The sequence below is a fragment of the Sphaerochaeta halotolerans genome, assembly GCF_003429665.1.
Taxonomy (GTDB): Bacteria; Spirochaetota; Spirochaetia; order Sphaerochaetales; family Sphaerochaetaceae; genus Sphaerochaeta; species Sphaerochaeta halotolerans.
The window spans coordinates 13,603-34,165 of sequence record NZ_QUWK01000007.1 but is presented as its reverse complement, the minus strand read 5'-3'; the positions used below and the strand labels follow the sequence as shown (position 1 = coordinate 34,165).

The following is a 20,563-nucleotide window of genomic DNA, read 5'->3' as shown; positions in this document are numbered from 1 at the left end:
GGGTCAAGAATATGGTAAAAAGGGGGCAAGGACAAGTAGAGAAACAGCATTTGAAACATTTCTCTTGCTTGCATCACGTATTTTATGAGAGTATCATGGGAGACAGGAGCGTTCTATTTGAAAATCCTCATCACTACAGATTTTTATCTACCACATATTACAGGCGTCACGACCGTGGTGGTCAATGAACAAAACATGCTTGGTCAACTGGGTCATGAGGTACGCTTGCTTACAATCAGTAAATCTCCTATCTCTTCGTATGAGAATGGCGTCTACTTCATGAAGGGTAGCAGGATACAACCGCTTAGGGACTCCCAGGTAGCCTTATCATACCATGACCCGCTTCTTGCCGATATCCTTTCCTGGAGTCCCGATATCATACACTCCAATAATGAGTTTTTCACCATGGGATGGGCAAGAAGAATTGCTGCTATGTTAGACATCCCCCTGATTCACACCTGTCATACTGATTTTACCCGGTACGATGCACAGTATCGCATCAGGCACACCCTTTGGGACACTATGATGGCAACCATTATAAAGAGACGGGTACGCTATTGTGATCTCCTGATTAGTCCATCACTTTCCCATAGCCACATGCTGGAGCGATACCATGTAAAGCAACCAATTTTTGTTCTCCCCAGTGGTATCGACTTGGCCCGATTCCAACGTCCCGTTGGAAGTGATGAAATAGATGCCTTACGCACCAGTCTAGGCTTTTCCAAGGAGCATTGTATTCTGGTCTCCGTCTGTCGTCTCGCAAGTGAGAAACGAGTGAACAAGAGCATTGATGACTTCTTCCTCCTCTCATTCCTTGAGCCCTCAGCGCGGTTGCTTCTGGTAGGCGGTGGACCTAAAGAGGATAGTTTGAAAAAGCAAGTTGCAGATTTGGGGTTGGAAGGTCTTGTGGTATTTGCAGGTGCTATCCCCTCGGAAAATGTACATCTATATTACAGACTTTCGGATGTTTTCATCTCCTCGTCTGTCCGTGAATCACAAGGTTTGGGATTCGTGGAGGCTATGGCGAGTTCGCTTCCTGTAGTACTTCGCGAAGACCATAGTCTAGGTTTTTCAGTAGAGGAAGAAGGGTGTGGGGCCATCTGTGCCGACAGCCACTCATTTGTAACAACACTCGCTTCTCTTGTCGCTGACGAGCAAAAACGGAAGGAGATGGCAGAGAAATCAAAACAAGCGAGTGAACGATTTTCACTGTCCCACTGGGCAGAGACCTTGGTCTCAGTGTGTGAAACGACGCTTGATACCTGTGGTAAGGGTAACAACAGAGGGCATCACCACCAAAGTCGAAACCATGCAGTTCAATAGGGCGATACTCATCAGACTTCCAAAATAGCGAACCGGCAGGAACACCATCATTCCAGCTACGATGGAAAGCGTAGTGAGTATGATAGGTCACCGGTCTCTTTCATTGTCTCAGAGAGAATGCTTTCAATTGGCAGTTTCCCTTCAGCTGCTTTGTTTTTATATCGTATGAGGAAGTGGGTTGCGTCATCGATACCGGCTCCCACAACCATGGCAGCAAAGTGTAAAACGCAAGGGATAGCAATCTAAAAGCCATCAGAACCACAAGAAATACCAAGATGTAGCCCGCCTAAGTGCTCGTTCTCTGGTCTGAAAGTAGGGTTGGGGAGAACTCCCTGGTTATTGTTATTCTAATTGTTCATAGAATGAGGCAATCTGCCCTCGAGCTGCAGATGGGCTGCATGATACCCAAGGAAAACTGTCACCACGAGAATGAAAGCCGAGGTCATCTTGCTATGCTTTCCTGCAAAGGAAAGAACCACTCCAAACTCAATTCGGCCTACCAATATAGCGGAGGAGTACAGGTAAAACACCCACTTGAAAGTACAAGTGGGTGTTTTTAGGGTTTTTAGTCTCGATACCGCTTCTTGGGACGAGGTCCTCTTTTCCCTTGAGGGGAGCTGTATTTTCCATGAGAGCGGCTTTGTCGATCATCCTGGAAACTGCTAGGTCGGGGACGATAATCATCATCACCACCACCATAGGAGTCCCTGCCATACGGCTGGAAGTCATCATTGCTGCGGCGAGGACGTCGGCCTTGACTTCTGCGGTCAGAAGAACTGGGGCGATCATCATAATGGTCACTTCTTCTCCCTGAGAGATGTTTTCCATTGGGATTATCCGGCTTTGCGCGGGTAATGATTGGTCTACCTTCAGAACCTACAGAGTTGAACGTCTGCAAGATACGCTCGGCAACCTGCAGTGGAGCACTGACAAAGGAGAAATCCTCTCTAACCGTTACATTTTGGATGTCATGATCCTCTGCTCCTACCTGTTCAATTAAGTAGTCAACAAGCCTTCGCTTATCCAAACCATCTTTCCTGCCACGAGCAATGAAGAGTCGGGTAAACCCATTATCTTCACTGCGTGGTTCTCTTGAATTGCGCTCATTTCTTCCTGAAGATATGCTCTGGTATTTGGAAACATCCAGCTCATCCTTGTAGAAATGGTCAAGCAATGAAGCTACAACGTCCTCAGGACGTTTGTCTTCCAAAAGCTGTTCGGCAATGGTAATAAATGGGCTATCTTGACCATCCTCTGTAGTGATAGCAGAGAGTTGACTGATAATTCTTGTTCTCTTGGTCTCAATGATGTCATTGGCATCAGGCACTGATTCCCGTCGAATCTCTGATTTTGATACTTTCTGGATGAAGCTGAAGCGTCTGAACTCTCTTGGGCCGACAAAGGTAATGGCAATACCGGTTTTTCCTGCTCTTCCTGTTCTTCCGATTCGGTGGATATAAGCCTCCGGGTCTTCGGGAAGTGAGAAGTTGATAACATGGGTAAGGTCAGAGATGTCGATACCACGGGCAGCCACATCCGTGGCGACGATGATGCTGATCGACCGATCCCTCATTTTGTGCAGGATACTTTCCCTCTGTTTCTGAGAAAGGTCACCGTGCAAAGGTTCTGCGTCATAACCACGGTCCATCAACTTGCGTCCGATCTCATCACATTGGACCTTGGTCCTACAGAATACAATTCCGTAGAAGCTTTCTTCCATATCGATGATGCGGGTCAAAGCTTCGAACTTGTCCGACTCTCTTACTTCGACGTAAATTTGGTCAGTAAGGTCGCTGGTTGGGGTTTCCTGCTTGATTTTTACCATTTCGGGTTCGTGCATGAACCTTCCGGCAAGACGTTGGATCGGGGCAGGCATGGTTGCAGAGAAGCAGAGCATCCGTTTGTGTTCGGGTGTTTGCTTCAAGACTTCCTCAATGTCATCAACAAATCCCATATCAAGCATCTCATCAGCTTCGTCCAGAACAACGAACTTGAGCTGATCCAGCTTGAGGGAACCTCTTCTGAGGTGGTCAAGGATACGACCTGGGGTGCCTACCACTACGTGTACACCTCTGCGTAGCTTTCTGAGCTGTAAGTCCATGGATGCTCCTCCATAGACTGCGGCGATTTCCAAATGACGATCTCCCTTCAGAGAATTGATCTCTTCAGCAACTTGTACGGCCAACTCTCTTGTCGGAGCGAGAATGAGCGCCTGCACCTGCTTGATAGAAGGGTCTACGATTTCTAGAATAGGAAGACCGAAAGCGGCGGTTTTGCCGGTTCCGGTTTGTGCCTGGCCGATGACATCAACCTGGTCCTTGAGAAGCAGTGGAATACACGCTGCTTGGATTTTGGTAGGTTCTTCAAATCCCTTGGATTTGACGGCGGCAATGGTTTGTGCGGACAGTCCTAGGTCCGCAAAGCTTAATAACTCTGACATGGAACTCCTGATAATGTATGAGTGGATTATCGGTTAAATACCGAGACATGCAATACAACTTTTGTAGTTTATACAAATGAACAACTTCTTGCAAGACATACACATCTGAATTGTTAAAAAAGCCCTACCAACGATTGTAGACCTGTTCAGCGAATCCAGGGAGCTCTTTGATGGCAAGTTCACTCCCATCATCGAGCAAACAGGTTCCACTAAAATACCCAAACAGCTGATGTTGTACAGACTTTATCACCATAAAATTTGTATTGCTTGAACGGTCTACCACCGGAGTGAATACCAAGTTGAGTCTCCCCTGTTCATCCTTGATTCTCCAAGCCTTCCTGAGGTCCTCTCGGGAAAACACAAATTCCACCGTTCCTAACTTATGGATCCTTCCATTATAGAATATGGCATTCTCACTTGCTGGAGTCCTATCAGAAAACCCATAGCCCAGATTCAAGCCAAATGGAACATTTTCAACCAAGGCAGAGACGCTGGCCCAATACCAGGTGTTCTGATAGGTCCATCTCCCTCGTCCCCAATCCAGCACTCCCCAGGATTCCCCCATAAGCAGCTCTTCATTCTCCATCCCTCTGCGAATTTTCCCTTTTGCAGGCAGACAATTGATTTTCTCATTGAGATAAAAAGCCTTGCGCTGTTCTTTCCAGCTGGTTGCAATATTCAAGCTTTCTCTTTCTGGCTCTTGGGTAAGCACGATATCGTAGTCGAGGCCCACGCTTCCGTCAGGAAGAACGAGTGAAGGGCAAGCAACCATCAGATGTCGCTGTGTTCCTTTCTTGATGAAAGCAAGCCGGAGTTTTTCATTTGACCAGGCAACTTGGTTGTCTTCCCCGCTGGAAGCACTCAACCCAATCTTTCCCAGGGGGAAAACGCTTAAGGCATCAGTCTGGCTTACTGCTTTCCGTTCAAAATCGATATAACTGATAGCAAAAAGTGCTGCATATCCCAGGTCACTGATCGTGGCAGTTACCGCATAGTGTTTCTCTGTATTGATTATCGCGTAGTAATCCCACTCCTTGACCCTTAGACGGCCACCCTTTACATGGGATCGGTTGTAGAGCCAGAGCGGGTGACGGGCCCAGCCTTCTTCCTTGATATGTCCCTTTTTGTCCAGTAGGTCCTGCTTCTGCGTTACCTCATGTTCCATTTCGGTTCCTCCTACAATCGCCACTGATCGACCGTATATGTCTGAACAGTATAGGGTGTATCATCTGCATAGAGCGTGATGGTTTTAAGCCCTTTCTTGTAGTCTCTTGAACCATAGGACCCGTAACTGGCACTCCTGCCGTAGTGCAAGTCGATGGATTCCCAGATTCCCTGAAAGTCGTTCAAATGGTCATGGCCACTGAATACAGCCACGGTATTTCCTTTCTCCTGCATGGCCGCAAAAAGGCCACTATTCTCTAGTGGTACGTTGACCTTCTTGTCGAGCTTGATTCCCTCGGCTGTTCCGCTTTCCCAGAGCAGTTTGAACTCGGGCAGAGGAATATGGGTGAAGGCATACAACGGTATATCACCCAGTCCATCCTCCACCCAACGGTACCACGCAATCTGGGAAGGGTAGATATAATCAGGTGCAATGACATCATCTTCATAGATTCTACTGTCATGGGAATCAAGGAGTATCAGTGCCTGCTTCGTCTCTCCGTTAGAGGTCAATACAAGGGGATAGTCACTGTATCCCCGTACCCATTCTTCTCCACTAGAGAAGAGTGCATGGGGGTAGGCATCCAGGATACCGGCGAGTGTAGGTCGATCATATTTGTGTTCGCCATCATGATTGCCGAAAGAGTAAGCCCAGAATTGGTCATGCTCCTCCATGAAAGAAGCAAACTCATGAAGCATAGCCTCCGCATCAAAAGAGAACAGCAGGTCCCCGGTAATAACGGTTAGGTCAGGGGCTGTTTCTTCAAATGCTGCCTCTAACAGTGCATAGACTTTATTCCTGCCTGCAAAAGGGCCCCTTCGAAGGTGGAAATCGGTTCCCCAGAGAACGGTGAACTCCCCACTCTCTGTGTACTCCAATGTAAAGGCTTTTCCGTTCTGGACAGCTCGCTCCAAATCGAACGGTTCTTGTGGTAGTACAACAATTTCTGTGTGACGACTGACATCTTCAAAGATTTCGGTGTTGGTCAAACGGTCGATTATCACATACGCAATAATTCCTACGATGAGGAGCATTGCAAGCAAGAGGAGCAATAGAGTTCTGACGATGTAGTGCAGTGAAGGTTTCATGGGTAGTTGTAATCTACCACGGAAATAGTAATTAAAAAAGCCGGTACCGCTGTACCGGCTTGATAGGATAAAGAGAAAAGAGTTATTCGCTCTGTCCCAGCACTACGTTGAGGAAGGTGGTCAGGAAATTATCCTCAAATGCATCAGAGGAGTAGAGCGCTTGACTTAAGTCCTGTTGGTTCTGTGCCCCACTGTAGTAGTCATAGAACGTCCTGATATAGCTCCCCATGGTTTCGTCCTGGACGTTCTCGCCAGTCTCAACTAGGAGATAGGAAGCTCCTGACTTGATGGGATCGAGTAAGGTGTGCTCTTCGGCAGTGTAGAGTTGCTTTGCAATCTCTGGATTGGTTGCAGCATTTGCGAGTAGTCCCGCGTTGTCTGTGTAGGAGAAGTTGCTCATGTACTGGCTTTCTCCCAGGTTTAAGGGGGTTGCACTGACTTCCACAACCGAGAGGTCATGCTCAAGTGCTACTTCATCCAAGCCTTTGCTTGCAATCTCTCTCTGCAACTCTGTAGCAAGGTCTGCAAGGAAGGTATCAATACTATTACTATCGCTGGTCGCCAAGTACGCCTTTACCGATGCAAGGAGTTCTTCACTGGCATAGTCTGCTTCCTGGGGGGTGCTGTTCAGCTTGTAGATTGCCCAGGCACCGTTCGCTTCAAAGGGGCCAAGGACATCGCCACTCTTTGCAGAGAGCAGGGTGACAGCTTCATCGGCATTCTTGAAGTTGGAAACCAGACCATAGTAGTAGAGGCGGCCAATCTTGCCCCCTTCAGCTGCATAGGAGTCAAGACTGTTCTGGGTTGCAGCCTCTTCAAAAGAAGTCTCACCATTCACGATAGCGTCATAGACAGCCTTTGCATTCTCTTCGGAATCCATACTGATGATGCTCATATCCATGCTGTAGAAGAGTTGTTTGTTCTGCAGTGCATACTGGGAAGCAAGCTCATCAGGATAGAGTGCAGGATTAAGGCTGATGTAGCGGAATGTCCTTCCGTTACCGGCCATTTCAGCAATGTATTCGACTTCAGAAGAGGAAGAAAGGACGGTACCTACATCGTCGATCACCATCTGATAGGGAAGGCTCCTTCGGATGGATTTCTCAACAGAAGTTTTTCTCTCTGCAGAAGCATCCTGATAGGTCTTTACATCAAACTTCCCATCTTTGTCATAGGCGCCACTCTCAATAATTGCACGTTTGACCACTTCGTCAGTTGCTATGATGCCAGCTTTGGAAGCAAGCTGGTTGATTGCCGTGAACAAAACTGTACTGTCATAGGCGCTCTTCCATATCTGGTACAGGGCTTGTGTCTGGTTTGCCTCAGAGCCGCTGTACTGATTGGCATAATTCTGGACCTGGTCATAGAAGTAGTTGCCATACGAGTACTTGATCTCTTCCTTGCCGTATTTTCCAAACACAATTCCATTGCTGGTGCCCTGGCCAACAAAGGCCTGAATTGCAGGAGCCAACACAAAGGAGATGGCGATCAGAATCAAGACGACCATACCAAACACCCATCCGATGGTAATTTTGCGCTTCGGTTTGAGTGCAGCTTCATTCTTACCTTTTTTCTCTACTGCGCTCTTCTTCTTACCGAAGGCGAGTTCTTTCCCGTTCTCTTCGGGTTTCTTTCCATTTGTGTTGTCGTTTGAAGACATGATAAACCTCTTTCTCCCGTGCATTTTCCGCATTTTGCGGACAGTCTTATGAAAAATACCATTTCACCTAGTCACTGTCAATGAATAGGTTGAGAATCGCCAATATAGGCCATTTTGCTTCGCTTGACAATCGTCTCGGCTATTAGGTATATTGAACCTCGGCTGTATTGATTACGGGTAGTAGCGCAGGGGCTAGCGCACCTGGTTCGGGACCAGGGGGTCGGAGGTTCAAATCCTCTCTGCCCGATATGTTGAAGAGACTCCTTGTTTCAGGAAATGGAATAGGGAGTCTTTTGCTTTTTAGGAGGGATGCCCATGTATACGGTAGTAGCTCTTGACTTGGATGGTACGCTTACCAACGAGAAGAAGGAAATTACACCCCGCACCAGGAACGCAATCAAAAGAGCCAGGGAACAGGGTTGCCATATTGTACTGGCCAGTGGCAGACCCCTCTTGGGCATCGAGCATGTAGCCTCCTCCCTTGATCTGATGGGAAGTGAGGGCACCATCCTCGCCTATAATGGCGGGCAGCTCTTCGACACCCGATCCAGCAAGGTGCTCTGGGAACGCACAGTTGATCTAGAAACAATCCACACGTGTTTCAGGTATGCCCGGGAACATCACCTTGCTGCCCTCTCCTATGATGAGGTAGGGGTCATTACCGAGATGGAAGACGATGATTATGTCGCCAAAGAAGCATACAACAATGCCATCCCCATCAGGAAAGTTTCTGATCTAGTCGAAGCAGTGTACCACCCGATGCCAAAAGTTATGATTGTAGGTGAGCCGCTACTGCTTCAGAAGGCAAGAATGGATCTGTTGCCCTTGGTTGGTCATGTCGCAGATTTGGGTTTCAGTGAACCCTTCTTCATGGAAATCACTGCCAAGGGCGTACAGAAAGCAAGCAGTTTGCAGGTATTGCTCTCTCTCCTGGGAAGGGATGAGCGTTCCTTGATGGTGATTGGTGATGGTCTCAACGATGTTCCGATGTTTAGGATAGCTGCGCTCTCTGTGGCTATGGGCAATGCATCTGATGAAGTGAAGTCTCATGCCCATGTGGTTACCGATTCCAATGAACAAGACGGAGTTGCCTTAGCATTTGAACGATATATATTGACAAAATAGCTATAAAACTCAATATTCCATTTCTGCTTTTTTGTGTTACAATACGAGATACATTATTATCACGGACCTACTACTAGGAGGGTAATCCATGAAGAAAGTAAGTATTTTACTGCTGGTTTTGGTGCTGGGCACCATGGTGTTCGCACAGGGTGGCGGTGAGCCTGCTCCCGCACAGGCTGATGGCAGACCAACCATTCGTTTGCTCACTGATGCAACCGGTATCGATGACAAGTCCTTTAACGCAGCAGCGTGGAGAGGAATCGTGCAATACTACGGAGATACCGTAGAGAATGCTACTGGTCGTGGCACACTGTATGATGTGGTGACCGCACAAACCCAGGATATGTATATCCCAAATCTCCGTCAGGCTGCTGACGAGGGGTATGACCTGATTATGGTCACTGGTTTCACTTGGGCTGATGCGCTCGGTGAAGTTGCACCACAGTATCCTAACCAGAAATTCACCATCGTTGATGTTGACTGGGTCGGACAGCCTAATGTCATGGAGTTCATATACTCCGAGGAGCAGGGCTCATACCTCGTAGGTATGGTTGCAGCACTTCAAGCCAAGGAAGACGGTATTGCAAATCCGAAGTTTGGATTCATCGGTGGAGTTCCCGGTGCTACCATCACCAAGTTTGAGATGGGCTATGTACAGGGGATCCGCTCAGTGTTCCCGAATGCAGAAATCTACGACTATTATGCCAATGACTGGGGTAAGCCAGAGCTTGCAAAAGCACAGGCAAAGAACTGGTATGATATGGGAGTGTATTGTATCTTCAGTGCAGCTGGTGGAACCGGAAATGGAACCATTGCACAGGCAAAAGAGTATCGCATGCAGGGCAAGAATGTCTGGGCAATCGGCGTAGACAGCGACCAGTATGCTGACGGTCTGTACAGTGGTAATAAGAGTGCTGTACTCACTAGTATGCTCAAACGTGTCGAGAACTCTTCCCTGATGGTACTTGAGGCTGTTGCCAACGGAACCTTCAAGGGTGGCGTGGTACAGATGGGCATGGCAGACGACGGTGTTGGTTATTCTACTGCCAATCCTGAGCTCAGCAAGAGTGTTATCGAAAAGGTTGAGGCAGCTAAAGCTGACGTTATCAATGGAAAAATTAAGCTTTACAAGACCTACAAGGAAGCTTTGGCTAATGGTGCAGCTCCCCGTGGGCTTTCCGCACTTGACGACTAAGTTTTTTTTCAGCCGGCAGGAGACTGCCGGCTCTCTTTGAATTCATTGGTATCAGTGGATTCAAAGAGAGCTAACTATGAGGAGCTGAAGGTGAGTGAATACGCAATTGAAATGAAGAATATAACCAAGACGTTTCCCGGTGTAGTGGCAAACGATAAGGTGACGCTCCAAGTAAGGAAACAGGAAATACATGCCCTGTTAGGGGAGAATGGTGCGGGGAAATCGACCTTGATGTCCATCTTGTTTGGATCCTACATTGCTGATAGTGGGGAGATCTTGCTCGATGGCGAGCCGGTGGAAATCAAGAATCCCAATGTGGCAACCTCACTAGGGATCGGCATGGTACACCAGCACTTCAAACTCGTGCAGAACTTCACTGTGACAGAAAATATTGTATTGGGAATGGAACCCGTAAAGGGTAGAGTCCTTGACCTGAAGAGCGCGAGCAAACGGGTTGCTGAACTCAGTAAACAGTATGGCCTGCAGGTGGACCCTGATGCCTTGATCGAAGATATCTCGGTAGGGCAGCAACAGCGGGTAGAGATTCTCAAGACGCTCTACCGAAACGCAAACATCATCATCTTCGATGAACCTACTGCTGTTCTTACCCCTCAGGAGATTGATGAGTTGATGGAAATCCTCAAAGCTCTGCGAGCTGAAGGTAAGACCATCGTGCTTATCACCCACAAGCTCAGGGAGATCAAGGAAGTATCAGACAGATGTACAGTACTGAGAAGAGGAACCTACATCGGGACCGTCAATGTCAGTGATGTCAGTGAGCAAGAGCTTGCTGAAATGATGGTAGGACGAGCAGTTAAATTTGAGATTGAGAAACCAGAAAAATTGCCCGGGGAAGTGATGCTCAGCCTCCAGCATCTTGAAGTAAAAGACGAGAATGGTGCTGTGAAGATCAAAGACTTGAATCTTGACATCCATGATGGAGAAATTGTCGGTGTTGCAGGTGTTGATGGCAATGGGCAAAGTGAGTTGCTTGGTGCCATTACCGGACTCCTTCCACTCTCTGGCGGTTCCATCATCTTGGATGGTGAGCACATCGAGCAACTCAGCATTCGTGAACGCATCGAAAAAGGGCTCGGCTATATTCCGGAAGACCGTAGAAAATATGGGGTTGTTGGAGAGTTTTCCATCGCTGAGAACTCTGCCATAAAAAGTTACTATAAGAGTCCCTTCAGAAAGAAATTCGGTATCTTGGATTTTGAGGCAATGAAAAAGGAAGCCGAACATCTCATTGACCAGTTTGATATCAGAAGTGCTGAGGGACCGGTTACCAAGGCCGGTAGCCTCTCGGGGGGGAACCAGCAGAAGGTCATCGTCGCACGGGAGATTTCCCTCTCCCCGAAGGTCTTGGTGGTTGCCCAGCCAACCCGTGGATTGGACGTTGGTGCTATTGAGTACATTAGAAAAAGAATTATTGATGAAAGGATGAAAGGACGCGCTATATTGTTGGTCTCACTTGAACTTGATGAGATCATGAACCTGTGCGACCGTATCGCGACCATCAGCAAGGGGAGCATCGTAGCAGTGAACAAGCAACATGAAGTCACCGAACGAGAAATCGGAATGATGATGGCTGGGTCCCATAAGGAGGCACAGGCATGAAACTATCCCGTGAACGACTCATCCAAAGCGACGGGGCAGTCTCGGTCCTTGTCGTATTCCTTGGGTTCCTGGTAGGTACCATCTTGATTGCCTTGGTAGGGAAAAACCCGCTTAACATGTACAAGGCAATCTTGCAAGCCCTCAGCGGATACAACATCGACAACGGAAAGATGAACATCCGCTATATTGCGGAGACCATCAACTATTCGGTCCCCTTCATTCTTTGTGGACTCTCGATGGGATTTGCAAATCGTGTCGGTCTCTTCAATATTGGAGGAGAAGGGCAGTACATCATGGGCATGACCATTGCACAAATGGTTGCCCTTCTTGGACCTCAGGTCCAAGGATTGCATTGGGTTCTTGCCATTCTTTGTGCAATAATCATAGGATCCCTCTGGGGTGGTTTGGTAGGAGTACTCAAGGCAAAATATGAGGTGAGTGAGGTTGTTTCAACCATTATGCTCAACTACATCGCCCTGTACTTGAGCCGTATCATTACGCTCCAGATGCCTGGGGCTACAACCTATAAGACAGCCAATTTCCCTGAGACAGCCTTGATCACCAATGACTTTTTTACCAAGGTTACGAACTACTCACTGCTGAATAATGGCATCTTCATGATGATCATCGCAGTTATTGTATTCTGGTTCATCATGGAAAAAACCAGTCTTGGCTTCGGCATGCGTGCAACCGGATTCAACAAGGAAGCAGCAAGGGCCAGCGGTATTCCCGTAGTAAAATCAATTGCACTTTCCATGGCTATCGCTGGTGCTTTTGCAGGACTTGCTGGTGGGATTGTTGCACTTGGTTCCTTCAAGTATGGAAGGGTACTCTCTGGAATGGACAACTATGGCTTTGACGGCATTGCCGTTGCCTTGGTAGGAAACAGTACTGCACTGGGAACCGCCCTTGCAGGTCTACTGTTCGGAATGCTCAAGAACGCACAAGCCCTGATGCAGAGCAAACAGATTCCCAAGGAGATTACATTCATCATTCAAGGAATGATTGTAATCTTCATTGCCCTTCGTTCAGCCTTGATACTCTACCAACAGTACCTTGATAAGAAAAAACTTCAGAAGGAGGTAGGAGTCAAATGAGTATGATACTTGGAATGCTTCCTTCTGTATTGATGATTGTAGCCCCCATCCTTATCACTGCAATAGGGGGGATGATTTGTGAAAAGTCAGGAGTTGTAAACATAGCCTTGGAAGGCTTGATGGCAATCGGAGCATGCACCACTGCAGCAGCACATGTCCTGATGGAGATGGCTGGGGTCCCCCACACGCTCTCCCTCTTTCTGGCCTTGTTCATGGGGCTGGTGGTTGGTGGACTGTTTTCCATTATCCACGCAGTAGCAGCAATCAACTTCAATGCCGACCAGACCATCAGTGGTACTGGTATCAATCTGCTTTCCACTGGTGTGACGATTTTTGCCAGCCAGATTCTCTTCAATGCCGACAGGACCAAGGAGTTCATGATGGGCATGCAGACCGACGCACTTGGCATCTACCCCACTGCATACATTGCTGTTGCCGTAGTTATCCTCTCATGGTTCCTGCTCTATAAGCTTCCCTTCGGAATGCACTTGAGAGCATGCGGTGAACATCCGGGAGCAGCTGAGAGTGTAGGCATCAACGTGAAGAAAATGCGTTATTTTGCGGTGCTTTCCAGCGGTGTACTTGCTGGTCTTGCCGGTGGATGCGTGGTGCTTACCCAGACCATCCAGTATACGAGCAACACAATCAATGGTCGTGGATTTATTGCACTTGCTGCAGTTTCCTTCGGTCGTTGGAACCCCCTTGGTGTAACGGGTGCAGCATTCCTCTTTGGAACAGCGCAGGCGTTTGCCATCATTGCAAACAATGTTCCCGCACTAAAGGTACTTCCCTCGGAAGTGTTCAATATTCTTCCCTATGTAGTGACACTTGTGGCACTGGTACTCTTCAGTGGAAAGAACTATGCACCAAGTGCTGCAGGACAACCATATGAAAAGGGGGCAAGTTGATGACTCCTCACAATAGAGCATCCAAGGCTGATATCGCACCTGTGGTGCTTGCCCCTGGGGATCCCTTGCGGGCAAAGTTGGTAGCTGAACACTTCCTGGAAGATGCTCGTCTTGTCACGGATGTGAGAAATATTCTTGGGTACACAGGCGTCTACAAGAACATGCCGGTCTCGGTGCTCTCTACCGGTATGGGCGGCCCCTCAGTTGGTATATACAGCTATGAACTCTTCACTGACTATGGAGTCAATGCCATCATTCGTATCGGGACCTGTGGAGGGTTGCAGCCCTCCATTGAGGTTGGGGATTTGGTGGCAGCGATGACAGCAAGCACTGACAGCAATTGGGCCCATCAGTACAACCTGAAAGGGAGCTACAGCCCCGTCTGTGATGCCAATCTGCTCTTGAGAGCTATGGCGATAGCCAAGAAGCTTGAGATTCCCATGCATGCAGGTATGGTATTTTCCAGTGATCTTTTCTCCTCCTACAATGCGTTGGGAGAGGACAGTTGGCAAGCTTGGGCTAGAATGGGTGCATTGGCACAAGATATGGAAACCTATGCCTTGTATAGTACTGCTGCCTGGACAAAGAAGCATGCGTTGAGCCTGCTCACCATGACAGACAGCTGTGTAACCGGTCAGGGTTTTGGTGATGAAATGCGTACTGTGGGGCTGTACCCCATGATTGAGGTAGCCTTGCAGGTAGCAAGCGAGGTACGCTGATGGAGTTTCTTGATGCCATGCAACATCGTTTTGCTTGTAAGCGCTACGATGAACATAAAACCGTAAGTGATGCTCAACTGAAACAGATCCTGGAATACGGCAGATTGACTCCTACGTCCTTCGGTCTTGAACTGTGGTCCTTCCATGTAATCAGGAGTGCAGGGAAGAAACAGGCACTTTTTCATGCCTGCTTTGACCAGGAGTCAGTGGCAACCAGTGCCTTTAGCGTTGCCGTGATGGTGAGGAAGGCTGTATTTGCCGATCCCGATGGAGATTTGGTACAGAGCCGTGGAAAACGCTTCCCCGATCCCCTGGATGTCTTCATTGACGACTATCGTCCCTACTATGATTATCTCAATCAAGAAGGCCACCTGGACTGTTGGTTGAAGAGTCAGGGATATCTAGCAATAGCCAATATGATGACAGGGGCTGCCATGATGGGAGTACAAAGTTGTGCCATCGAGGGCTACAACGAGCAGCAGGTGCTTGATGTATTGTCACTCGATGGGAATCAGTGGCAAACTTCCTTGCTCGCCACCTTCGGCTATCCTGCTGAAGCAGAGCGGCCGAAGATTCGTGAGAGCTTGGAAGACCTGGTTGTCTACCACTAGGGGAGGACAGCAAGGGCTTTATCGACCAGTGACCAGAACCAGGGAATATCGATGGAGGTGGCAATATGCACCCCATCGTTGTTTTTTGTCTCTTCCTTGACGGTTTTTCCGTAGGTAGGACCTTTCTCTATCACCACCCATACTCGTTTATACTCCGTTTGCACTTTTTCTGGATCGGCAAGATAGGCAACACACAAGGGGTCGTGCATCTGTGGCCAACCCTGCTTCTGCCGCGCATAGTTTGCCTGGTAGGTATCCATGCAAGCAGCAAAGACCTGAGCAGAATTTGTCTTGATCGTATGGTAGCCTTCCAAGCGAGAGGGGCTCAAGGTAACTTGTCTGGTACAGTCGAGCGGGAAGAGTACCAGGTTCGCGCCACTGGAGAAGACAATCTGTGCAGCTTCAGGATCTGCATAGATGTTGAACTCGGCAAAATCTGTGACATTTCCCGCACTGAACGAACCACCCATGATGATAATCTGCTTGGCAATGTGTGCCACTTCACTGTCTTTCTGCATTGCCAAGGCAAGATCGGTAAGCGGTCCTACACTGATGATGGTTATCTCATGAGGATAGGTATGTACCAATCGGATAATTGCATCAATGCCGCTCTCTTCTTGTACCTCTTGTCTTTGCCGGGGAGGGAATACTGGACCATCGAGACCCGATTCCCCATGGAAATTCCCAGCAGCAACAGGTTCTCGAACCAAAGGTTTTGCTGCACCTTTGTAGACCGGACAATACAGGCCGGCAGTCTCAGCAATATTCAGCGTGTTCTCAAGGGTTTTTTCCAACCCTACATTCCCGTTGGTGGCTATAATCGCCTCAATTTGGAGTGTATCCAAACCTGCTGCAAGAAACAGCGCAACCGCATCATCAAGACCGGTATCGACATCCAGAATGACTCGTTCCATCTAATTCCTCTTTGGTACCATGATATGCAAAGCAACTGCTACTACTGTTGTGACACCTGCCGGTCACCAAACATTGAAGGTCTCAGGGTAGCAGGCTATCCCAATACTCTGTACTGCAGAGAGTTCTGCAATCGAGATGTTCAGGTAATTCATCCTTCCAGATAGTACCAGTTTCCTCCCCTGTATGGCAATTGCTGCGATGGAAGAAAGATGTTCTCCCATAAGGAAGAAGGTGTTTACAAGAAATTTACATACTCCCAGTAGTGAAGTATGTGGTAGTATACACCTATGAAAATTATACAGATTGCTGTAGGACCAAACCAGGTTCCGCTGACAGGATACCTCCAGGATATCACCGGTGATGGGGGAATCAGGAACATTCGGCCGACAATTGTCATCTGCCCAGGAGGTGGCTATCGATTTCGCTCTGAACGTGAACGCGACCCAGTGGCGTTGCACTTCCTTTCCATGAGCTATAATGTCTTCATCCTTGATTATTCAGTGCAGGAGCAGGCAAAGGATCTGAATCCCTTGCTGGAAGCCAGTGATGCCTTGATCAAGATTCGTGAGCATGCATTTGAATGGATGTGTGACCCCACCAGGATTGCAATCATGGGGTTCAGTGCAGGTGGCCATCTGGCAGCCTCCTTGGCTCTGCTGCACAAGCATCCCCTGGTTACTGCGAAGCAAAAGATTGTGGATGAGAACAACAAACCGGATGCAGCTATACTCTGTTATCCTGTGATCAGTGGTGGGAAATACGCCCATGAGGAGAGTCTGGACTGGGTGAGTGGGAAGGATCCTGCACTTCGTTCCCTTCTCAGCTTGGAAAACCAGGTCACTAAGGATGCCTCCCCCCTATTCATATGGCACACCGTCACTGATGAGAGTGTACCAGTGGAGAATAGTCTTCAGTTGGCTGTGAACCTACAGAAAGCAAAGATTCCCTACGAACTTCATCTGTTCGAAAGCGGGGACCATGGACTTTCAATGTGCACTGAGGAGGTAGGTACTCCTCACGAAGCGTGTCGCCAATGGGTGGCGCTTGCCTCCAATTGGCTGAACAACCGCTTCGCCCATACCTTATAGCGTGTCGAGGATACCCTCAGCACTACGGATTCCGCTGGCCCAGGCACCGGTAATACCCCGGCTTGTGCCAGCACCATCTCCGGCAAACCAGATATCCTCTTTCACACGAAATCGTTCATCCTGGTAGGCTGGCTTGTTAGCATACAGCTTGATCTCGGGGTAGTACATGATGGTGGAGGGATGAAGCACCCCAGGTACGATGGTATCCAGGTTCTTCATTGCCTTCCAGATTGCACGGAGAATCTTCGCAGGAATTGCGAGGGAGATATCTCCGGGGCAACAAGTTCTCAGGGATGGCTCAAAGTCATAGAGATCCCCGCTGAAGCTGGCTTCCTTACTCCTGGAACCCAGTCGGAAATCGCCAACTCGTTGCATGAGGGGGTGCCCCCCTCCCATAAGGGCGGCCTGCAGGCCGAGGTTTTCTGCAAAAGCCTGACCACTGGCAAGTGGGGCGGTAAAGCGTACTGTTTTTAAAAGAGCAAAGTTTACCAACCCGTTGTCGTGTTTGTTGTCTGGGGCAAAGGCATGTCCATTTACCGAGTACCACTGGTCCCCTCTGTTCGTTGCGTAGCGCTCACGAACCACATGGGCATTGCCACTATTTGTGCAGAATGTACGCACCTTTTCAGGAAAATAGAATTTTGGGTCATAATAATCCCTGACAATGGGGTAGTGTTCAATTCTTGTCTCGATTCTCACCCCGATGTCGACGATATTGTCGATAAAGGGAACATCGAGTATGCGCATCATGTCCTGGAGAAACTGGAAACCTTTTCTTCCTGGTGCAATCAGCAATCGTTTGTACCCAATTTCGCGTTTCTCAGTAACAATAAACTGCTTCTCTGCATTCACCGTCTCCATCGCTTCCCCAAGAGCAAGGTCGATACCCAACTCGGAAAGACGGGCAAGCAGTTCCTTGATGAGCTTAAGCCCCCCATCAGTACCAAGATGGGTCTGCTTGATTTCCAAAAGTGAACAGCCCAGCCGCTCGGCACGCTTCTGATAGATGTCTATATTGTTTTTTTCCAGAAATGTAGGCTTGAGAAAGTCGATAACCTGTTTCAGATAGTGCTCCGCAGCTTCCTCAGTCCAGTATTCAACGGGAAACCCAATCGGATAGGTGAAGTTCATCTTACAGTCATTGCGCATGCCACCTGTAGACACCTTTTCCCGATCAAGCATCAAAATCTTTATACCCGGTTTTTTCTCCCTGAGTGTAAAGGCTGCACCCATTCCTGCTGGTCCACTTCCTACAATGACAACATCATATTGATCCATGGAGTACCCTCCCGGTTGTGATAGGAAAGGTTCCCCTTTCCAACCAATTATCCCCTTTCTCTCTGCTTTGCTCAAGCCCTTCTGGGTATAGGAAGCCTTGTACAGCGCACAGATTTATAGTACTATACCTACATAGGAATGATTAAAATGAGAGGGAAAGAATAGTATGTACATCAGTGCCAAAGAAGCTGCGAAAAAATGGGGAATCAGTGAGAGACGGGTGAGGATTCTCTGTGCAGAGGGAAGGGTGGATGGAGTGCTGCGCTCATCTTGGGCTTGGAATATTCCCAGTGATGCCCCGAAACCTGGCGATGGAAGGCAGCTTAGGCATATGAAGAACCTCGACCTTCGCATTGGGATGATGGACTTCTCCAAACTGGAACAGGCACGTATGACACTGCAATCCCTCGATGATGCAGAACAATTTGTGCGTTCCTACAAGCACTTGGTGAATCGCTTCGTTCTTGCTTCCTTTGCAGCTGAAGATCTGGAACTCAATCCCCAAGACCTTGCGGTACTCTTTAGTCAAAGTTTTGTCCCCTCCCTGCAATTCGACATCCAGGTGCTTGCCTTGAACATCCGAAGTATTATGATGAGAATGCTGCACCAGTACGGACTTGGCCCTGTTGTGGGGCAAAGTCATCCTCAAATGAGTGAACAGCGTTTGATGCAACTCTACCAGATGCTGATGCAAGGATTGGATACGGAAGGGGATGTGTCCTACCGTAATGAGTGTGTCATCGACCAAAACAAGCGTGTAACGGTTCTTCAACAGATGGAAACGTTGTTTGTACAGTGGGACCGGGATTGGACGGAGCTCCATCCGGTAGTACGGGCAGTCTTCCTCTATGGCGAGTTGATCAGGATAAAACCCTTTGGAGCCTATGATGGACTCCTCGCTTCCCTTGCCTTTGCACAGGAACTGATGAATGGAGGCTTTCCTCCAGCCTTGGTGGAGAAGGAGCATGAAGATGAGTTCAAAGCTGCTATGATTCTTACCAGGAGCAGAGGTAACTACCAGAATGTGCTTAGGATGATCGAGCAAGTAGTGTTGCGTGAGAGTAAAAATTTGCAGGGTGAAGCATGAATCACTATCACCTCAGGAATGCTGAAATCATAGATGGATCTGATTACGCCCCATTTCGGGGCGATTTTCTTGTTGCATCAGATACAATCAAGGCTGTGCTTCCTCCTCTATCCCCGGTAGGAAAGGGTTACACTGTGATAGACTGCACCAGCAAAGTACTCTGTCCCGGGTTTATCGACATGCATGGGCATAGTGACCTTGAAGTGTTGCGGAATCCTCCGATACGCTCCAAAATTGGCCAGGGAATGAACTGCGGCATTGGTGTATTTCCTTCTGTCCCTGGAAGTGCCTTTCTGAATGAACTGTGTGGGGATGTCCTGGGTGCCTATCCACAAGCTGGCTGGAGATTCTACGTTTCCTACAAACAGCACTGGGAAAGTGGTACCAACATGGCTTTCCTGCAGGCTCATAGTACCTTGCGTAGAGCGGGCATGACTGGCAATGTGAATAGACCTGCAACTGATGATGAGATATCCAGGATGTGTTCCCTTCTCGGCGAGAGCTTGTAGGAAGGATGCCTAGGTATGTCCACAGGCTTGTATTATGCACCTTGTATCTTTGCCGAAGAGAAGGAATTGCTTGCTCTTCTAAAGGTTGTCGCTGAGTACAAGAGACTCTTCGCAGTACATATGCGTTGTGAAGGGAGTGACAGTATCGCTTCCTTCCAAGAAGTTCTCTCGCTTGCAGAGCGAACTGGGGTGCGGTTGGAAATCAGTCATCTCAAGGTAATCGGGAAGAAGAACCAGCATCTGGTAGATGAGGCGCTCTCCTTGATCGATCAGGCACACGAGAGAGGGCTGGACGTACAGTTTGATCAGTATCCCTACTGCTATGGATCAACCAGTCTGTTCAGTCTTCTTCCTCCTTCTTACCTGCGATTGCCCCGTGAGTAGGTACAGGTCCTCCTAAAGGATGCTTCAGTCCGGAAGAAAACAAAGAGAGAGATGGCCCATCCGGAGGGATGGGATTCCATTGCTGAACTCTGTGGATGGAACCTGGCTAGCATTCTGAGTTTGGAGGGCAATAGGCAGTATGAAATGATGAGCTTGAGTGAGATAGCAATTGAGCGGGGCAGTAATCCGTACGATGCCTTCTTTGATTTGATCCAGGGAGAGAAGGGAACTGCGCTGATGACCGATAGTACCCAAAGCGAAGACTCTCTCATCCGCGATCCTACCAGAGTACCCTTCACTTGCTTGACAGGTATGGCAAACAAGAGCAAGTGCTTCCCCTCCATTCCTTGA

General features: G+C 48.4%; 21 protein-coding genes and 1 tRNA gene. 14 read left to right on the top strand and 8 right to left on the bottom strand.

Going from position 1 to position 20,563, the window contains the following annotated elements; translation table 11 throughout:
• The first annotated feature begins 117 nt into the window (after window positions 1–117).
• Window positions 118–1,323 carry a glycosyltransferase gene (locus tag DYP60_RS07610; protein WP_165849537.1) on the top strand — a complete coding sequence of 402 codons (1,206 nt, stop codon included), beginning with the start codon at window positions 118–120 and terminating at the stop codon, window positions 1,321–1,323.
• Window positions 1,324–1,379: 56 nt separating this feature from the next.
• Here the strand turns inward: DYP60_RS07610 and DYP60_RS14245 are convergent, their stop codons facing one another.
• The 5 genes from DYP60_RS14245 to DYP60_RS07590 all read right to left on the bottom strand — a co-directional run bounded on the left by DYP60_RS14245 (window position 1,380) and on the right by DYP60_RS07590 (window position 7,676).
• Entirely contained in the window at window positions 1,380–1,532 is a 153-nt protein-coding gene (locus DYP60_RS14245) for a hypothetical protein (protein ID WP_160525989.1), read from the bottom strand.
• Window positions 1,533–1,888: 356 nt separating this feature from the next.
• Entirely contained in the window at window positions 1,889–3,763 is a 1,875-nt protein-coding gene (locus tag DYP60_RS07605; protein ID WP_117330409.1) for a DEAD/DEAH box helicase, read from the bottom strand.
• 124 nt (window positions 3,764–3,887) lie between these two features.
• On the bottom strand, window positions 3,888–4,928 hold the full coding sequence (locus DYP60_RS07600) for a DUF2804 domain-containing protein (protein WP_117330407.1): 1,041 nt from the start codon (window positions 4,926–4,928) through the stop codon (window positions 3,888–3,890).
• An 11-nt stretch (window positions 4,929–4,939) separates the two neighbouring features.
• Window positions 4,940–6,016 carry a metallophosphoesterase gene (locus DYP60_RS07595; protein ID WP_117330405.1) on the bottom strand — a complete coding sequence of 359 codons (1,077 nt, stop codon included), beginning with the start codon at window positions 6,014–6,016 and terminating at the stop codon, window positions 4,940–4,942.
• Window positions 6,017–6,098: 82 nt separating this feature from the next.
• The gene (locus DYP60_RS07590) at window positions 6,099–7,676 is read right to left on the bottom strand and encodes a peptidylprolyl isomerase (protein WP_240622843.1); all 1,578 of its coding nucleotides are present in this window, start codon (window positions 7,674–7,676) and stop codon (window positions 6,099–6,101) included.
• Window positions 7,677–7,850: 174 nt separating this feature from the next.
• Here DYP60_RS07590 and DYP60_RS07585 point away from each other — a divergent pair.
• From DYP60_RS07585 to DYP60_RS07550, 8 genes are all read left to right on the top strand, one after another.
• A tRNA-Pro gene (locus tag DYP60_RS07585) sits at window positions 7,851–7,923 on the top strand.
• Window positions 7,924–7,991: 68 nt separating this feature from the next.
• Window positions 7,992–8,801 (top strand): Cof-type HAD-IIB family hydrolase, encoded by an 810-nt coding sequence (locus DYP60_RS07580; protein WP_117330401.1) that lies wholly within the window; start codon window positions 7,992–7,994, stop codon window positions 8,799–8,801.
• Window positions 8,802–8,889: 88 nt separating this feature from the next.
• Window positions 8,890–9,996, top strand: coding sequence for a BMP family lipoprotein (locus tag DYP60_RS07575; RefSeq protein WP_117330399.1), 1,107 nt, complete (start codon window positions 8,890–8,892; stop codon window positions 9,994–9,996).
• Between the two features lie 90 nt (window positions 9,997–10,086).
• Window positions 10,087–11,616 carry an ABC transporter ATP-binding protein gene (locus DYP60_RS07570; protein ID WP_117330548.1) on the top strand — a complete coding sequence of 510 codons (1,530 nt, stop codon included), beginning with the start codon at window positions 10,087–10,089 and terminating at the stop codon, window positions 11,614–11,616.
• A complete protein-coding gene (locus tag DYP60_RS07565) occupies window positions 11,613–12,713 on the top strand; it encodes an ABC transporter permease (protein WP_117330397.1) in 1,101 nt (366 codons plus the stop codon). Before DYP60_RS07570 ends, DYP60_RS07565 begins: the two co-directional genes overlap by 4 nt.
• Window positions 12,710–13,621: an ABC transporter permease gene (locus tag DYP60_RS07560; RefSeq protein ID WP_117330396.1), complete on the top strand. Its 912-nt coding sequence runs from the start codon at window positions 12,710–12,712 to the stop codon at window positions 13,619–13,621. Before DYP60_RS07565 ends, DYP60_RS07560 begins: the two co-directional genes overlap by 4 nt.
• Window positions 13,621–14,340, top strand: coding sequence for a purine-nucleoside phosphorylase (locus DYP60_RS07555; RefSeq protein WP_117330394.1), 720 nt, complete (start codon window positions 13,621–13,623; stop codon window positions 14,338–14,340). The genes DYP60_RS07560 and DYP60_RS07555 overlap by 1 nt, the downstream gene beginning before the upstream one ends.
• Window positions 14,340–14,951, top strand: a complete 612-nt coding sequence (locus DYP60_RS07550) for an NAD(P)H-dependent oxidoreductase (RefSeq protein ID WP_117330392.1) — start codon at window positions 14,340–14,342, stop codon at window positions 14,949–14,951. Before DYP60_RS07555 ends, DYP60_RS07550 begins: the two co-directional genes overlap by 1 nt.
• Here DYP60_RS07550 and DYP60_RS07545 read toward each other — a convergent pair.
• Together DYP60_RS07545 and DYP60_RS14240 are read right to left on the bottom strand one after the other, a co-directional pair.
• Complete coding sequence (locus DYP60_RS07545) at window positions 14,948–15,865, bottom strand: nucleoside hydrolase (RefSeq protein ID WP_117330390.1); 918 nt, start codon at window positions 15,863–15,865, stop codon at window positions 14,948–14,950. The two genes, DYP60_RS07550 and DYP60_RS07545, sit on opposite strands and share 4 nt — an antisense overlap.
• A gap of 63 nt (window positions 15,866–15,928) precedes the next feature.
• Complete coding sequence (locus tag DYP60_RS14240) at window positions 15,929–16,087, bottom strand: hypothetical protein (RefSeq protein ID WP_160525983.1); 159 nt, start codon at window positions 16,085–16,087, stop codon at window positions 15,929–15,931.
• A 66-nt stretch (window positions 16,088–16,153) separates the two neighbouring features.
• On the opposite strand from DYP60_RS14240, the gene DYP60_RS07540 reads away from it, so the two are divergent.
• Window positions 16,154–16,954, top strand: coding sequence for an alpha/beta hydrolase (locus tag DYP60_RS07540; RefSeq protein ID WP_117330388.1), 801 nt, complete (start codon window positions 16,154–16,156; stop codon window positions 16,952–16,954).
• Here the strand turns inward: DYP60_RS07540 and DYP60_RS07535 are convergent.
• Window positions 16,949–18,232 (bottom strand): FAD-dependent oxidoreductase, encoded by a 1,284-nt coding sequence (locus DYP60_RS07535; protein ID WP_117330386.1) that lies wholly within the window; start codon window positions 18,230–18,232, stop codon window positions 16,949–16,951. The two genes, DYP60_RS07540 and DYP60_RS07535, sit on opposite strands and share 6 nt — an antisense overlap.
• Window positions 18,233–18,398: 166 nt before the next feature.
• On the opposite strand from DYP60_RS07535, the gene DYP60_RS14550 reads away from it, so the two are divergent.
• The 4 genes from DYP60_RS14550 to DYP60_RS07515 are packed head-to-tail and all read left to right on the top strand — an operon-like array spanning window position 18,399 to window position 20,563.
• Entirely contained in the window at window positions 18,399–19,319 is a 921-nt protein-coding gene (locus DYP60_RS14550; RefSeq protein WP_117330384.1) for a Fic family protein, read from the top strand.
• Window positions 19,316–19,828, top strand: a complete 513-nt coding sequence (locus DYP60_RS07525; protein ID WP_117330382.1) for an amidohydrolase family protein — start codon at window positions 19,316–19,318, stop codon at window positions 19,826–19,828. The genes DYP60_RS14550 and DYP60_RS07525 overlap by 4 nt, the downstream gene beginning before the upstream one ends.
• A gap of 15 nt (window positions 19,829–19,843) precedes the next feature.
• The gene (locus DYP60_RS07520) at window positions 19,844–20,212 is read left to right on the top strand and encodes an amidohydrolase family protein (protein WP_117330380.1); all 369 of its coding nucleotides are present in this window, start codon (window positions 19,844–19,846) and stop codon (window positions 20,210–20,212) included.
• 51 nt (window positions 20,213–20,263) lie between these two features.
• Window positions 20,264–20,563 carry a hypothetical protein gene (locus DYP60_RS07515; protein WP_117330378.1) on the top strand — a complete coding sequence of 100 codons (300 nt, stop codon included), beginning with the start codon at window positions 20,264–20,266 and terminating at the stop codon, window positions 20,561–20,563.

What these genes read in the sequence shown, in the direction of transcription:
- DYP60_RS07595 (WP_117330405.1), bottom strand. Translation starts at nt 6,016, where the DNA reads ATGAAACCTTCACTGCACTACATCGTCAGAACTCTATTGCTCCTCTTG.
- DYP60_RS07550 (WP_117330392.1), top strand. Translation starts at nt 14,340, where the DNA reads ATGGAGTTTCTTGATGCCATGCAACATCGTTTTGCTTGTAAGCGCTAC.
- DYP60_RS07605 (WP_117330409.1), bottom strand. Translation starts at nt 3,763, where the DNA reads ATGTCAGAGTTATTAAGCTTTGCGGACCTAGGACTGTCCGCACAAACC.
- DYP60_RS07590 (WP_240622843.1), bottom strand. Translation starts at nt 7,676, where the DNA reads ATGTCTTCAAACGACAACACAAATGGAAAGAAACCCGAAGAGAACGGG.
- DYP60_RS14550 (WP_117330384.1), top strand. Translation starts at nt 18,399, where the DNA reads ATGTACATCAGTGCCAAAGAAGCTGCGAAAAAATGGGGAATCAGTGAG.
- DYP60_RS07580 (WP_117330401.1), top strand. Translation starts at nt 7,992, where the DNA reads ATGTATACGGTAGTAGCTCTTGACTTGGATGGTACGCTTACCAACGAG.
- DYP60_RS14240 (WP_160525983.1), bottom strand. Translation starts at nt 16,087, where the DNA reads ATGGGAGAACATCTTTCTTCCATCGCAGCAATTGCCATACAGGGGAGG.
- DYP60_RS07545 (WP_117330390.1), bottom strand. Translation starts at nt 15,865, where the DNA reads ATGGAACGAGTCATTCTGGATGTCGATACCGGTCTTGATGATGCGGTT.
- DYP60_RS07560 (WP_117330396.1), top strand. Translation starts at nt 12,710, where the DNA reads ATGAGTATGATACTTGGAATGCTTCCTTCTGTATTGATGATTGTAGCC.
- DYP60_RS07520 (WP_117330380.1), top strand. Translation starts at nt 19,844, where the DNA reads ATGTCCACAGGCTTGTATTATGCACCTTGTATCTTTGCCGAAGAGAAG.
- DYP60_RS07515 (WP_117330378.1), top strand. Translation starts at nt 20,264, where the DNA reads ATGGCCCATCCGGAGGGATGGGATTCCATTGCTGAACTCTGTGGATGG.
- DYP60_RS14245 (WP_160525989.1), bottom strand. Translation starts at nt 1,532, where the DNA reads ATGGTTGTGGGAGCCGGTATCGATGACGCAACCCACTTCCTCATACGA.
- DYP60_RS07575 (WP_117330399.1), top strand. Translation starts at nt 8,890, where the DNA reads ATGAAGAAAGTAAGTATTTTACTGCTGGTTTTGGTGCTGGGCACCATG.
- DYP60_RS07555 (WP_117330394.1), top strand. Translation starts at nt 13,621, where the DNA reads ATGACTCCTCACAATAGAGCATCCAAGGCTGATATCGCACCTGTGGTG.
- DYP60_RS07600 (WP_117330407.1), bottom strand. Translation starts at nt 4,928, where the DNA reads ATGGAACATGAGGTAACGCAGAAGCAGGACCTACTGGACAAAAAGGGA.
- DYP60_RS07565 (WP_117330397.1), top strand. Translation starts at nt 11,613, where the DNA reads ATGAAACTATCCCGTGAACGACTCATCCAAAGCGACGGGGCAGTCTCG.
- DYP60_RS07525 (WP_117330382.1), top strand. Translation starts at nt 19,316, where the DNA reads ATGAATCACTATCACCTCAGGAATGCTGAAATCATAGATGGATCTGAT.
- DYP60_RS07540 (WP_117330388.1), top strand. Translation starts at nt 16,154, where the DNA reads ATGAAAATTATACAGATTGCTGTAGGACCAAACCAGGTTCCGCTGACA.
- DYP60_RS07535 (WP_117330386.1), bottom strand. Translation starts at nt 18,232, where the DNA reads ATGGATCAATATGATGTTGTCATTGTAGGAAGTGGACCAGCAGGAATG.